Origin of the sequence: Pseudomonas sp. WC2401 (assembly GCF_041200115.1) — a bacterium.
GTDB lineage: Bacteria > Pseudomonadota > Gammaproteobacteria > Pseudomonadales > Pseudomonadaceae > Aquipseudomonas > Aquipseudomonas fragi.
This window is the reverse complement of sequence record NZ_CP165623.1, coordinates 5,064,682-5,077,492: the sequence shown is the minus strand read 5'-3', so window position 1 is coordinate 5,077,492 and position 12,811 is coordinate 5,064,682. Positions and strand designations below refer to the sequence as shown.

Annotated in this window: 11 protein-coding genes and 2 tRNA genes; 12 read left to right on the top strand and 1 reads right to left on the bottom strand. The window is 57.1% G+C overall.

Annotation, left to right across the window (positions count from 1 at the left end; translation table 11 throughout):
- Positions 1-73: 73 nt before the first annotated feature.
- The 3 genes from carA (at position 74) to greA (ending at position 5,016) form a co-directional block, all read left to right on the top strand.
- Positions 74-1,210 carry a glutamine-hydrolyzing carbamoyl-phosphate synthase small subunit gene (carA, locus tag AB3G35_RS23380; RefSeq protein ID WP_016783446.1) on the top strand — a complete coding sequence of 379 codons (1,137 nt, stop codon included), beginning with the start codon at positions 74-76 and terminating at the stop codon, positions 1,208-1,210.
- 111 nt (positions 1,211-1,321) lie between these two features.
- A complete protein-coding gene (gene carB, locus AB3G35_RS23375; RefSeq protein WP_016783445.1) occupies positions 1,322-4,543 on the top strand; it encodes a carbamoyl-phosphate synthase large subunit in 3,222 nt (1,073 codons plus the stop codon).
- A complete protein-coding gene (gene greA / locus AB3G35_RS23370) occupies positions 4,540-5,016 on the top strand; it encodes a transcription elongation factor GreA (RefSeq protein ID WP_016783444.1) in 477 nt (158 codons plus the stop codon). Before carB ends, greA begins: the two co-directional genes overlap by 4 nt.
- Positions 5,017-5,297: 281 nt before the next feature.
- Here the strand turns inward: greA and yhbY are convergent, their stop codons facing one another.
- Positions 5,298-5,606 (bottom strand): ribosome assembly RNA-binding protein YhbY, encoded by a 309-nt coding sequence (gene yhbY, locus AB3G35_RS23365; protein WP_003439595.1) that lies wholly within the window; start codon positions 5,604-5,606, stop codon positions 5,298-5,300.
- 107 nt (positions 5,607-5,713) lie between these two features.
- On the opposite strand from yhbY, the gene rlmE reads away from it, so the two are divergent.
- The 9 genes from rlmE (at position 5,714) to rimP (ending at position 12,775) form a co-directional block, all read left to right on the top strand.
- Positions 5,714-6,364 (top strand): 23S rRNA (uridine(2552)-2'-O)-methyltransferase RlmE, encoded by a 651-nt coding sequence (gene rlmE, locus AB3G35_RS23360; RefSeq protein WP_016783443.1) that lies wholly within the window; start codon positions 5,714-5,716, stop codon positions 6,362-6,364.
- 193 nt (positions 6,365-6,557) lie between these two features.
- Complete coding sequence (gene ftsH / locus AB3G35_RS23355; RefSeq protein WP_016783442.1) at positions 6,558-8,465, top strand: ATP-dependent zinc metalloprotease FtsH; 1,908 nt, start codon at positions 6,558-6,560, stop codon at positions 8,463-8,465.
- An 8-nt stretch (positions 8,466-8,473) separates the two neighbouring features.
- On the top strand, positions 8,474-9,325 hold the full coding sequence (gene folP, locus AB3G35_RS23350) for a dihydropteroate synthase (RefSeq protein ID WP_369782173.1): 852 nt from the start codon (positions 8,474-8,476) through the stop codon (positions 9,323-9,325).
- A gap of 16 nt (positions 9,326-9,341) precedes the next feature.
- Entirely contained in the window at positions 9,342-10,679 is a 1,338-nt protein-coding gene (glmM, locus tag AB3G35_RS23345; RefSeq protein WP_086798774.1) for a phosphoglucosamine mutase, read from the top strand.
- Positions 10,680-10,745: 66 nt separating this feature from the next.
- Positions 10,746-11,501, top strand: a complete 756-nt coding sequence (gene tpiA, locus AB3G35_RS23340; protein ID WP_086798772.1) for a triose-phosphate isomerase — start codon at positions 10,746-10,748, stop codon at positions 11,499-11,501.
- Positions 11,502-11,503: 2 nt separating this feature from the next.
- Positions 11,504-11,887, top strand: a complete 384-nt coding sequence (secG, locus tag AB3G35_RS23335; protein ID WP_003439612.1) for a preprotein translocase subunit SecG — start codon at positions 11,504-11,506, stop codon at positions 11,885-11,887.
- A gap of 29 nt (positions 11,888-11,916) precedes the next feature.
- Positions 11,917-12,002 (top strand) — tRNA-Leu (locus tag AB3G35_RS23330).
- Between the two features lie 96 nt (positions 12,003-12,098).
- Positions 12,099-12,175: transfer RNA gene (locus AB3G35_RS23325), tRNA-Met, on the top strand.
- Between the two features lie 141 nt (positions 12,176-12,316).
- Positions 12,317-12,775 (top strand): ribosome maturation factor RimP, encoded by a 459-nt coding sequence (gene rimP / locus AB3G35_RS23320; RefSeq protein ID WP_016783438.1) that lies wholly within the window; start codon positions 12,317-12,319, stop codon positions 12,773-12,775.
- Positions 12,776-12,811: the final 36 nt, after the last annotated feature.

Genomic DNA, 12,811 nt, shown 5'->3' with positions numbered 1-12,811 from the left:
ACGTGTCCATACGTCACTCCGCTTTTTTACAACCTGCGATCGCCCTTTCAGGCTTTATTTACGGGAGGTCTTCTTGACTAAGCAAGCCATACTCGCCCTCGCTGATGGCAGCATTTTTCGCGGCGAAGCCATTGGGGCCGACGGTCAAACCGTTGGTGAGGTGGTGTTTAACACCGCAATGACTGGCTACCAGGAGATCCTGACGGATCCTTCCTACGCTCAGCAAATCGTGACCCTGACTTACCCGCATGTTGGCAACACCGGTACTACCCCGGAAGACGCCGAGTCTGATCGTGTCTGGTCCGCAGGTCTGGTAATCCGTGATCTGCCGCTGGTTGCTAGCAACTGGCGCAACACCATGTCCCTGGCCGACTACCTGAAAACCAACAATGTTGTGGCCATCGCCGGTATCGACACTCGCCGCCTGACGCGCATCCTGCGTGAGAAAGGCGCGCAGAACGGTTGCATCATGGCGGGCGACAACATTTCTGAAGAAGCTGCCATCGCAGCTGCTCGCGGCTTCCCGGGCCTGAAAGGCATGGATCTGGCGAAAGTCGTCAGCACCGAAAAAGCCTACGAGTGGCGCTCCAGCGTCTGGAACCTGGCTACCGACAGTCACCCGACGATCGAAGCCAGCGAGCTGCCTTACCATGTGGTCGCTTATGACTACGGCGTAAAGTGGAACATCCTGCGCATGCTGGTTGAGCGTGGCTGCCGCGTGACCGTGGTGCCTGCGCAAACTCCGGCCAGTGACGTTCTGGCACTCAACCCGGACGGCGTGTTCCTGTCCAACGGCCCGGGTGACCCTGAGCCATGCGACTACGCGATCACTGCAATCAAGCAAGTACTGACCACCGAGATTCCGGTTTTCGGTATCTGCCTGGGCCACCAGCTGCTGGCCCTGGCTTCCGGCGCCAAGACCGTGAAAATGGGTCATGGCCATCACGGTGCTAACCACCCGGTCCAGGATCTGGACACCGGTGTTGTGATGATCACCAGCCAGAACCACGGTTTTGCGGTAGACGAAGCGAGCTTGCCAGCCAATGTGCGCGCCATCCACAAGTCGCTGTTCGACGGCACCCTGCAAGGTATCGAGTTGACCGACAAGAGCGCTTTCAGCTTCCAGGGTCACCCTGAAGCAAGCCCGGGCCCGAACGACGTTGCGCCGCTGTTCGATCGCTTCATCAATGAGATGGCCAAGCGCCGTTAATCAGCCTTCTGTTTGCGCCCTGTGGCGGCCCCGAACTTCGGTGGCCCCCGGGGGCATCACAAAACTGATTGACAGCTTGCCGACTGACCTGCGGATTTGAGTGACAAACCCATGCCAAAACGTACAGACATAAAAAGCATCCTGATTCTCGGCGCTGGCCCGATCGTTATCGGCCAGGCCTGTGAATTCGACTACTCCGGCGCCCAGGCCTGTAAAGCCCTGCGCGAAGAGGGTTACCGCGTCATCCTGGTGAACTCCAACCCGGCCACCATCATGACCGACCCGGACATGGCCGACGCCACCTACATCGAGCCGATCAAATGGCAGACCGTTGCCAAGATCATCGAAAAAGAGCGTCCGGATGCACTGCTGCCAACCATGGGCGGCCAGACTGCTCTGAACTGCGCACTGGATCTGGAGCGCGAAGGCGTTCTGGAGAAGTTCGGCGTAGAGATGATCGGCGCCAACGCTGACACCATCGACAAGGCTGAAGACCGTTCGCGTTTCGACAAGGCGATGAAGTCCATCGGCCTGGACTGCCCGCGCTCCGGTATTGCCCACAGCATGGAAGAGGCCAATGCGGTCCTCGAAAAACTGGGCTTCCCGTGCATCATTCGTCCGTCCTTCACCATGGGCGGCACCGGTGGCGGTATTGCCTATAACCGTGAAGAATTCGAAGAAATCTGTACGCGTGGTCTGGACCTGTCGCCAACCAAAGAGCTGCTGATCGACGAATCCCTGATCGGCTGGAAAGAGTACGAGATGGAGGTTGTCCGCGACAAAAAGGACAACTGCATCATCGTTTGCTCGATCGAAAACTTCGACCCGATGGGCGTGCACACCGGTGACTCGATCACCGTTGCTCCGGCGCAGACCCTGACGGACAAGGAATACCAGATCATGCGTAACGCCTCCCTGGCGGTACTGCGTGAGATCGGCGTTGAAACCGGCGGTTCCAACGTTCAGTTCGGCATTTGCCCGGACACCGGCCGTATGGTCGTGATCGAGATGAACCCGCGTGTATCGCGTTCGTCGGCGCTGGCATCGAAAGCTACCGGCTTCCCGATTGCGCGTATCGCTGCCAAGCTGGCGATCGGTTACACCCTGGACGAGCTGCAAAACGAAATCACCGGTGGCGCCACACCAGCGTCCTTCGAGCCGTCCATCGACTACGTTGTGACCAAGCTGCCGCGCTTCGCTTTCGAGAAGTTCGCCAAGGCTGACGCCCGTTTGACCACACAGATGAAATCTGTGGGTGAAGTCATGGCTATCGGCCGGACTTTCCAGGAATCCCTGCAAAAGGCCCTTCGCGGTCTGGAAGTGGGTGTAAGCGGTCTTGATCCAAAGCTGGACCTGAGCAACCCGGAAAGCATGGCCGTGCTCAAGCGCGAGCTGACCGTGCCGGGCGCCGAGCGTATCTGGTACGTGGCTGACGCGTTCCGCGCCGGCATGACCGTTGAAGATATCTTTGGCATGAACATGATCGACCCTTGGTTCCTGGTACAGATCGAAGATCTGATCAAGGACGAAGCAAAGATCAAGACCATGGCACTGACATCGATCGATCGCGATGCCATGTACCGCTTCAAGCGCAAGGGCTTCTCCGACGCGCGCCTGGCCGTGTTGCTGGGTGTGACCGAGAAGAACCTGCGTCGCCACCGTCACAAGCTGGAAGTGTTCCCGGTCTACAAGCGTGTTGACACCTGCGCGGCCGAGTTCGCCACCGACACCGCCTACATGTACTCCACCTATGAGGAAGAGTGCGAAGCCAACCCTTCGGATCGTGACAAGATCATCATCCTGGGTGGCGGCCCGAACCGTATCGGTCAGGGCATCGAGTTCGACTACTGCTGCGTTCACGCCGCTCTGGCACTGCGTGCCGACGGTTACGAGACCATCATGGTCAACTGCAATCCGGAAACCGTTTCCACCGACTTCGATACCTCGGATCGTCTGTACTTTGAATCCGTAACCCTGGAAGACGTGCTGGAAATCGTCCGCGTCGAGAAGCCAAAAGGCGTGATCGTCCAGTACGGCGGCCAGACTCCGCTGAAACTGGCGCGTGCCCTGGAAGAAGCCGGCGTGCCGATCATCGGTACCAGCCCTGACGCCATCGACCGTGCCGAAGACCGTGAGCGCTTCCAGCAGATGGTCGAACGCCTGAACCTGCGTCAGCCGCCTAACGCCACTGTGCGCAGCGAAGACGAAGCCATTCGTGCCGCTGGCAAGATCGGTTACCCGCTGGTGGTTCGTCCTTCCTACGTGTTGGGCGGCCGTGCGATGGAAATCGTTTACGAAGAAGACGAACTCAAGCGCTACCTGCGTGACGCAGTGAAAGTATCCAACGACAGCCCGGTGCTGCTGGACCACTTCCTCAACTGCGCCATCGAAATGGACGTGGACGCTGTCTGCGACGGTACTGATGTGGTGATCGGCGCGATCATGCAGCACATCGAACAGGCTGGCGTTCACTCCGGTGACTCCGCGTGCTCGCTGCCGCCGTACTCGCTGCCGCTGCACATCCAGGACGAGATGCGCGAGCAGGTCAAGAAAATGGCTCTGGAGTTGGGCGTTGTCGGCCTGATGAACGTGCAATTGGCTCTGCAGGGCGAAGATATCTACGTGATCGAAGTGAACCCGCGTGCATCGCGTACCGTTCCTTTCGTCTCCAAGTGCATCGGTGTTTCCCTGGCAATGATCGCGGCTCGCGTGATGGCCGGTAAAACCCTGAAGGAAATCGGTTTCACCAAAGAAATCATTCCTAACTTCTACAGCGTGAAAGAGGCGGTCTTCCCGTTCGCCAAATTCCCTGGCGTTGACCCGATTCTCGGCCCAGAGATGAAGTCCACCGGTGAAGTGATGGGCGTGGGCGATACCTTCGGCGAAGCCTTTGCCAAGGCCCAGATGGGTGCAAGCGAAGTGCTGCCGACTGGCGGTACTGCTTTCATCAGCGTACGCGACGACGACAAGCCACTGGTTGCCGGTGTTGCCCGCGACCTGATCAACCTGGGCTTTGAAATTGTTTCGACCGTTGGCACTGCCAAGTTCATCGAAGCGGCTGGCCTTAAAGTGCGCCGCGTGAACAAGGTGACCGAAGGTCGTCCGCACGTTGTCGACATGATCAAGAACGACGAAGTAACCTTGATCATCAACACCACCGAAGGTCGTCAGTCTATTGCTGACTCCTATTCCATTCGCCGCAACGCGCTGCAGCACAAGATCTACTGCACCACGACTATTGCTGCTGGCGAAGCGATCTGTGAAGCGCTTAAATTCGGTCCTGAAAAAACCGTACGTCGCTTGCAGGATCTACACGCAGGATTGAAGGCATGATCAAGTACCCAATGACGGTCCAGGGCGCCAAAGCCCTGGAAGAAGAACACGCACATCTGACCAAGGTTGTTCGTCCCAAGCTGAGCCAGGACATCGGCACGGCGCGTGAGCTGGGCGACCTTAAAGAAAACGCTGAATACCATGCTGCCCGCGAGCAGCAGGGTATGGTTGAGGCGCGTATCCGTGACATCGAAGGCCGCATGCAGAACGCGGTGATCATCGATGTAACGACGATTCCTCACACCGGCAAAGTGATTTTCGGCACCACGGTCGAGATCGCCAACGTTGAGACTGACGAAAGCGTGACCTACCAGATCGTCGGTGAAGATGAGGCTGACTTCAAGCTCGGCAAGATCTCCGTGGGTTCGCCACTGGCCCGTGCCTTGATTGCCAAGGAAGAGGGTGATGTGGTGGCGGTGAAAACACCGGGCGGCGTCATTGAGTACGAAATTGTTAAAGTAAGTCACATCTAAGAACGGCGCCCGCAGTGTGCGGGCGCACTTCTTTGGCGGCCGGCCCGGTTGTTCCGGGTTGGTGGCCTGTGGTTGTTGCACACAGAATTGTTTGCCGGTGCTGGCCGCAATGCGGTTGGCAGCGTAGTACGTTGAAGTGGCATGTAGCAGGTGAGGGGAGTGGTGCGTTGGGCGTCTCTGGCTGCCTGATGCGTTGCGCGGGCAGTTCTTGCATGACTCTCGGGCTTTGGCCCTGGAAGAGTTTCAGGGCGCGCCAGGCGCACCCTTGACCCTTGTCGACATCACTTGAAGCGATGGATGTTCGACAGTTGCTTGTTTACATTGACGTTCTTGCGGTACAGAAGCGCCATTTTGCCGATAACCTGTACCAGTTCCGCTTTGCCTGCCTTGCACAGTTCTGCAATGGCCTCCAGGCGGGATTCGCGATCCAGGATGTTGACTTTGATTTTAATCAGCTCGTGATCGCCCAATGCGCGTTCGAGTTCGGCTAAAACACCTTCAGTCAAACCATTGTCAGCCACAGTCAAAACTGGTTTCAGATGGTGGCCAATGGATTTGTACTGTTTCTTCTGCTCTTGAGTGAGCGGCATAATCTGACCCCTGTGTCTGATCTTGTAAAAAGCGGCGGCCAGTTTACCCGAGCGAGTCCCAGACCGCCCAGTTAATCACGACCCGTTTAAAATTTTTGAGGTGGCCCGTGGCCCGTTCCAAGACTAGCCTTAACTGGCTGAAAGAACATTTCAACGACCCGTACGTCAAAATGGCGCAAAAAGACGGGTATCGCTCCCGCGCCAGCTACAAATTGCTGGAGATCCAGGAGCGCGACAAGCTGATTCGTCCCGGCATGACCGTTATCGACCTGGGCGCGGCCCCGGGTGGCTGGTCGCAGGTGACCAGTCGTCTGATCGGTGGTCAGGGGCGTTTGATTGCTTCCGACATCCTGGACATGGACAGCATCCCGGATGTGACCTTCATCAAGGGCGACTTTACCGAGGACGCCGTGCTTGCACAGATCCTCGAGGCCGTCGGAAATACACAAGTAGACCTTGTGATTTCAGATATGGCCCCCAATATGAGTGGATTGGCAGCTGTCGATATGCCGCGGGCAATGTTTCTGTGCGAATTGGCACTGGATCTTGCCGGTCGCGTCCTGCGTCCAGGTGGTGATTTTCTGATCAAGGTTTTCCAGGGTGAAGGCTTCGACCAGTACCACAAGGACATTCGCAAGCTGTTTGACAAGGTACAGATGCGCAAGCCGTCTTCGTCGCGAGACAGGTCCCGCGAGCAGTATTTGCTGGGGCGCGGCTTCCGCGGTGTTGAAGGTTCGGCCAGTGATGAACGTCTGTAACAAGGGCGATAGATTTTTTTGAATCGCTTTACAGATCTGGCATAACGAATATTGTGTAGGCAAAGTTTCACAAAGGGTTACAGACGGAGCCTGCAAGGGTTGTAGGCAATGTAGTAAGTTATGCCGGTGAATATCATGCGAAGCACGCTTCAGTAGCGGGGCTTGTGCTTCAGAGGGTAGCTAATTGAACGATATGGCAAAGAATCTGATCCTGTGGTTGATCATCGCCGCTGTCCTGGTGACAGTGATGAACAACTTCTCCAGTCCAAACGAGCCACAAACCCTCAACTATTCCGACTTCATCCAGCAAGTTAAGGATGGCAAGGTCGAGCGCGTTGCCGTGGATGGCTACGTGATTACCGGCAAACGCAGCGATGGCGATACCTTCAAGACCATCCGTCCGGCTATTCAGGACAACGGTTTGATCGGTGACCTGGTGGATAACCATGTAACCGTTGAAGGCAAATTGCCTGAGCAACAAAGCATCTGGACCCAGTTGCTGGTTGCCAGCTTCCCGATCCTGGTGATCATCGCGGTCTTCATGTTCATGATGCGCCAGATGCAGGGCGGTGCCGGCGGTAAAGGCGGCCCGATGAGCTTTGGCAAGAGCAAGGCGCGGCTGCTGTCGGAAGACCAGGTCAAGACGACCCTGGCTGACGTGGCAGGTTGCGATGAAGCCAAGGAAGAAGTGGGCGAGCTGGTTGAGTTCCTGCGCGATCCGGGCAAGTTCCAGCGCCTGGGCGGTCGCATTCCGCGTGGTGTGCTGATGGTGGGTCCACCGGGTACCGGTAAAACCCTGATCGCCAAGGCGATTGCGGGTGAGGCCAAGGTGCCGTTCTTCACCATTTCCGGTTCCGACTTTGTTGAAATGTTCGTGGGCGTTGGCGCCAGCCGCGTGCGTGACATGTTTGAGCAGGCCAAGAAACACGCCCCTTGCATCATCTTTATCGATGAGATCGATGCGGTCGGTCGTCACCGTGGCAACGGTATGGGCGGCGGTCATGACGAGCGCGAGCAGACCCTTAACCAGTTGCTGGTTGAGATGGACGGCTTTGAGATGAACGACGGCATCATCGTGATTGCCGCCACCAACCGTCCTGACGTACTTGACCCGGCGCTGCTGCGTCCAGGTCGTTTTGACCGTCAGGTCGTGGTGGGCTTGCCGGACATTCGTGGCCGCGAGCAGATTCTCAAGGTGCACATGCGTAAAGTGCCAATGGGCGATGATGTCCAGCCGGCCGTTATTGCGCGTGGTACGCCGGGCTTCTCGGGTGCCGACCTGGCCAACCTGGTCAACGAGGCTTCCCTGTTCGCAGCGCGAACCGGCAAGCGTGTTGTCGAAATGAAAGAGTTCGAGCTGGCCAAAGACAAGATCATGATGGGCGCCGAGCGCAAATCGATGGTCATGTCGGATAAAGAAAAGCGCAACACGGCCTATCACGAAGCGGGTCACGCTATCGTGGGTCGCGTGGTGCCTGAGCATGATCCGGTCTACAAGGTGTCAATCATTCCTCGTGGCCGTGCCCTGGGCGTGACCATGTTCCTGCCGGAAGAAGATCGCTACAGCCTGTCCAAGCGTGCGCTGATCAGCCAGATCTGCTCGCTGTACGGTGGCCGTATCGCTGAAGAGATGACTCTGGGTTTCGACGGTGTGACCACCGGCGCTTCCAACGACATCATGCGAGCCAGCCAGATTGCCCGCAACATGGTGACCAAGTGGGGCTTGTCCGAGAAGCTCGGCCCGCTGATGTATGCCGAGGACGAAGAGTCCTACCTGGGTCGTGGTGGCGGTCAGTCTGCAAACGTATCGGGCGAGACAGCCAAGCTGATCGACTCCGAAGTGCGCAGCATCATTGACCAGTGCTACAACACGGCCAAGCAGATCCTCACAGAAAACCGCGACAAGCTGGATGCAATGGCTGACGCGTTGATGAAGTACGAAACGATCGATGCCGATCAGATCGACGACATCATGGCGGGTCGTCCGCCACGCGAGCCTCGTGACTGGGAAGATGGCAACTCGGGTACCCCGACTGCCCCTACGCTGGATAAAACCGAGCGCCCGGAAACACCTATCGGCGGCCCTGCTGCTGATCAATAAGGCTTGAAATGACTTCTGTTCAGTCCTCAACCCGGTTGCCTTGCGGCAACCGGGTTCTTGATTTGGCCCATACGCATGTTATGGGCATCCTCAATGTCACCCCTGATTCCTTTTCCGATGGCGGCCGCTTTGCACCGCTGGACGCGGCTCTGCGCCATGCAGAGGCGATGGTTCTGGCCGGTGCGACCCTGATTGATGTTGGCGGCGAGTCAACGCGCCCCGGAGCGCCTGTGGTCTCCCCGCAGGCAGAACTCGACCGGGTCGCGCCGGTTGTCGAGCGCATAGCTCGGGAACTGGATGTGATTATTTCGGTCGATACATCCGCGCCAATCGTCATGACCGAGGTTGCGCGGCTGGGAGCGGGGTTGATCAATGATGTGCGCTCGCTGCGCCGTGAAGGTGCCCTGCAGGCTGCTGCAGCCACCGGCTTGCCGGTGTGTCTGATGCATATGCTCGGTGAGCCCGGTGACATGCAGGACAATCCCCGCTACGAAGATCTGGTCGGCGAGGTGTCGGCGTTTCTGGCTGACAGCATGGCGCGCTGTGCGGCGGCAGGCATCGGGCCTGAGCGCATCGTGCTGGACCCGGGTTTTGGTTTTGCCAAAACCCTGCAGCACAATTTGAGCCTGTTCAAGCATATGGAGGCCCTGCATGCACTGGGTCGGCCTTTGCTGGTGGGCGTGTCACGTAAAAGCATGGTCGGGCAGACACTGAGCCGGCCAGTTGCGGAGCGGCTCTATGGCAGTCTGGCTCTTGCGGCATTGGCGATGACCAAGGGCGCGCGCATTTTGCGTGTCCATGATGTTGCCGAAACAGTTGATGTGGTACGGATGATCGCAGCGGTAGATTCCGCCGACTAAGAATGATGGAGCACTTATGACAAAGAAGTATTTTGGCACCGACGGTATTCGTGGTCGGGTCGGCGTTTATCCGATTACCCCTGACTTTATGCTCAAGTTGGGCTGGGCAGCGGGCATGGCGTTTCGCAGCAAGGGTGCTTGCCGCATCCTGGTAGGCAAGGACACGCGTATTTCGGGCTACATGTTTGAATCGGCCCTTGAGGCCGGTTTGTCGGCTGCCGGGGCGGATGTGATGCTGCTGGGGCCTATGCCCACGCCGGCCATTGCCTACCTGACCCGTACCTTCCATGCGGAAGCGGGCATCGTGATCAGCGCTTCGCACAACCCTCATGACGATAATGGCATCAAGTTCTTTTCCGGCGAGGGCACCAAGCTGCCTGACGACGTTGAACTGATGATCGAAGAGTTGCTGGATGCGCCGATGACGGTTGTCGACTCCGACAAGCTCGGCAAGGTCTCGCGGATCAATGATGCGCCGGGCCGTTATATCGAATTTTGCAAAAGCAGCGTGCCAAGCAGCACCAAATTCAGCGGCATGAAGATTGTTCTCGACTGCGCCCACGGTGCGACCTACAAGGTTGCGCCAAGTGTTTTCAAGGAGCTGGGTGCTCAAGTCGTTGTGCTGTCGGCTCAGCCTGATGGCCTGAACATCAACGAAAACTGCGGTTCGACCCATATGGGTCAGTTGCAGGCGGCCGTGGTGGCTGAAGGTGCGGACCTGGGTATTGCCTTTGATGGCGACGGCGACCGGGTATTGATGGTTGACCATACCGGTGCCGTGGTCGATGGCGATGAGCTGTTGTTTATCATTGCCCGTGACTTGCATGAGCGTGGCAAATTGCAGGGTGGTGTTGTCGGTACCCTGATGAGCAACCTTGGCCTTGAGCTGGCATTGGCTGACCTGGGTATTGAGTTCGTGCGCGCCAATGTGGGCGACCGTTATGTGATCGCGGCCCTGCAAGAGCGTAACTGGCTGGTAGGGGGTGAAAACTCCGGGCATATCGTGTGCTTCCAGCACACCACGACGGGCGATGCGATCATTGCGGCGCTGCAGGTGCTGCTGTCCTTGCGTCGTCGCGAAGAAAGCCTGGCCCAGTCGCGCCAGGCGCTACGCAAGTGCCCGCAAGTGTTGCTGAATGTTCGTTTTGCTGGCGGTGTCAATCCGGTTGAGCATCCCGAGGTCAAGGCGGCGTGCGCGCGAGTGACGGCGGCCATGAACGGTCGTGGTCGCGTGTTGCTGCGCAAGTCTGGAACAGAGCCTCTGGTGCGTGTCATGGTCGAAGGCGATGACGAAAACATGGTTCGCGGCTACGCCGAAGAGCTGGCAAAACTGGTAAGTGAAGTTTGTTCCTGAATTCGGCTTGCCAGCTTTGATTTGGTTGGGTAACATCTGCGCCCACTTTGACCGACGAGGTAAAGCATGCGTCGCACTATGGTAGCTGGTAACTGGAAGATGCACGGTACCCGCGCCAGCGTCGCTGAGCTGATCGACGGTCTGCGTGGTCTGGTCCTGCCAAACGATGTTGATGTTGCAGTATTTCCGCCTCAGCTGTTTATTGATCGTGTTATCAATGGCTTGCAAGGCGCAGCGATTTCGGTCGGTGCTCAGGATACTGCGGTGGAGTCGGGGCAGGGCGCGCTGACTGGTGAGGTTTCCTCTAGCCAGTTGGCAGACGCAGGTTGCAAGCTGGTGCTTGTGGGGCACTCTGAGCGCCGCCTGATACTGGGCGAGCAGGATGAGACACTCAACCGCAAGTTTGCAGCGGCCCAAGCCTCTGGCTTGACGCCAGTGCTGTGCATAGGGGAGACCCTGGAGCAGCGCGAAGCGGGACAAACGCTTGAAGTGGTAGAGCGTCAGCTGAATGCCGTGATTGACGAGTTTGGCATCGATGCTTTTGTAAATGCCGTGATTGCATACGAGCCGGTCTGGGCCATAGGCACCGGGCTGACCGCATCACCACAGCAGGCGCAAGATGTGCATGCGGCCATTCGCGCACAGCTGGCGCAAAAGAATTCTGAAGTGGCACAAGGTGTGCGGCTTCTATACGGCGGCAGCGTGAAGGCGGCCAATGCGGTCGAACTGTTCAGCATGCCGGATATCGATGGGGGACTCATTGGCGGGGCTTCCCTGAATGCAGATGAGTTCGGTGCGATCATTCGTGCCGCAGGAAACTGAAAATGCTGGATAACGTCGTAACTGTGTTTCATCTGTTGACAGCATTGGGTGTGATTGCCCTGGTTTTGCTGCAACAGGGCAAGGGAGCGGATGCTGGAGCATCTTTCGGCGCAGGTGCATCAAATACTGTGTTCGGAAGCCAAGGTTCCTCTACCTTTCTTAGTAAGTTTACTGCTATACTTGCCGCAGGTTTTTTCATAACCAGCTTAGGGTTAGGTTACTTTGCTAAAGAGAAAGCTGAACAGCTGACTCAAGTAGGTTTGCCAAACCCAGCAGTGTTGGAAGTACCAGTGCAAAAACCGGCTTCAGATGATGTTCCGGTGCTTCAAGAGCAAAAGTCGGCAACTCCTGCGACTGACGTGCCTCCAGCTCAAGAGCAAAAGTAAAACGGGTTTCATGATGTAAACGTTGTATTGCCGAGGTGGTGGAATTGGTAGACACGCAACCTTGAGGTGGTTGTGCCCATAGGGTGTAGGGGTTCGAGTCCCCTTCTCGGTACCAATTATCAAGAATGCCCGCAGTAGCGGGCTTTCTTGTATGTGGAAGGTTAGATTGACCCGTCAAGGGATCAACCGTATACTTCCGCTCCAGCTTTGTCGCGGGATGGAGCAGTCTGGTAGCTCGTCGGGCTCATAACCCGAAGGTCGTCGGTTCAAATCCGGCTCCCGCAACCAGTTTCAGCGGAGCCCCTTTTCAGGGGCTTTTTGTTAGCTGGACACTTTATAGCGTCGGTATTCAACGACGTTTCAGAGATGGGCGCTTCGCCCATTTTTTCATTTTGCACAGCATGCACAAACATGCACTAGGGGGTTCAGGTGTCGAGCAAGCTAGAACAGTTGCAGGACTTGTTGGCCCCGGTGGTCGTGGCCCTTGGCTATGAATGCTGGGGTATTGAATTTTCGGCTCAAGGCCGCCATTCAATGTTGCGTGTGTATATCGACAAGGAAGGCGGCGTACTGGTGGATGACTGCGCAATCGTGAGTCGTCAGATCAGCGGCGTTCTGGATGTCGAAGATCCTATCGCTGTTGAATACACCCTTGAAGTTTCTTCTCCTGGCATGGAACGCCCACTGTTCACGCTTGAACAGTTTGCCCAATTTGTCGGTGAGCAAGTGAAGATCAAGCTGCGCTCGCCTTTTGAAGGGCGACGTAACTTTCAGGGCCTTCTGCGCGGCGTAGAAGAGCAGGACATCGTGGTGCAGGTTGAAGACCATGAATTCCTGTTGCCGATCGATATGATCGACAAGGCCAACATTATTCCCAGTTTTGACTGAGACGCGGATCCCGCGGATCCAATGGCTTGCGAAAGG

Coding starts and splice junctions, on each gene's coding strand:
- glmM (WP_086798774.1), top strand. CDS start 9,342: ATGACAAAGAAGTATTTTGGCACCGACGGTATTCGTGGTCGGGTCGGC.
- carB (WP_016783445.1), top strand. CDS start 1,322: ATGCCAAAACGTACAGACATAAAAAGCATCCTGATTCTCGGCGCTGGC.
- ftsH (WP_016783442.1), top strand. CDS start 6,558: ATGGCAAAGAATCTGATCCTGTGGTTGATCATCGCCGCTGTCCTGGTG.
- folP (WP_369782173.1), top strand. CDS start 8,474: ATGACTTCTGTTCAGTCCTCAACCCGGTTGCCTTGCGGCAACCGGGTT.
- greA (WP_016783444.1), top strand. CDS start 4,540: ATGATCAAGTACCCAATGACGGTCCAGGGCGCCAAAGCCCTGGAAGAA.
- tpiA (WP_086798772.1), top strand. CDS start 10,746: ATGCGTCGCACTATGGTAGCTGGTAACTGGAAGATGCACGGTACCCGC.
- secG (WP_003439612.1), top strand. CDS start 11,504: ATGCTGGATAACGTCGTAACTGTGTTTCATCTGTTGACAGCATTGGGT.
- yhbY (WP_003439595.1), bottom strand. CDS start 5,606: ATGCCGCTCACTCAAGAGCAGAAGAAACAGTACAAATCCATTGGCCAC.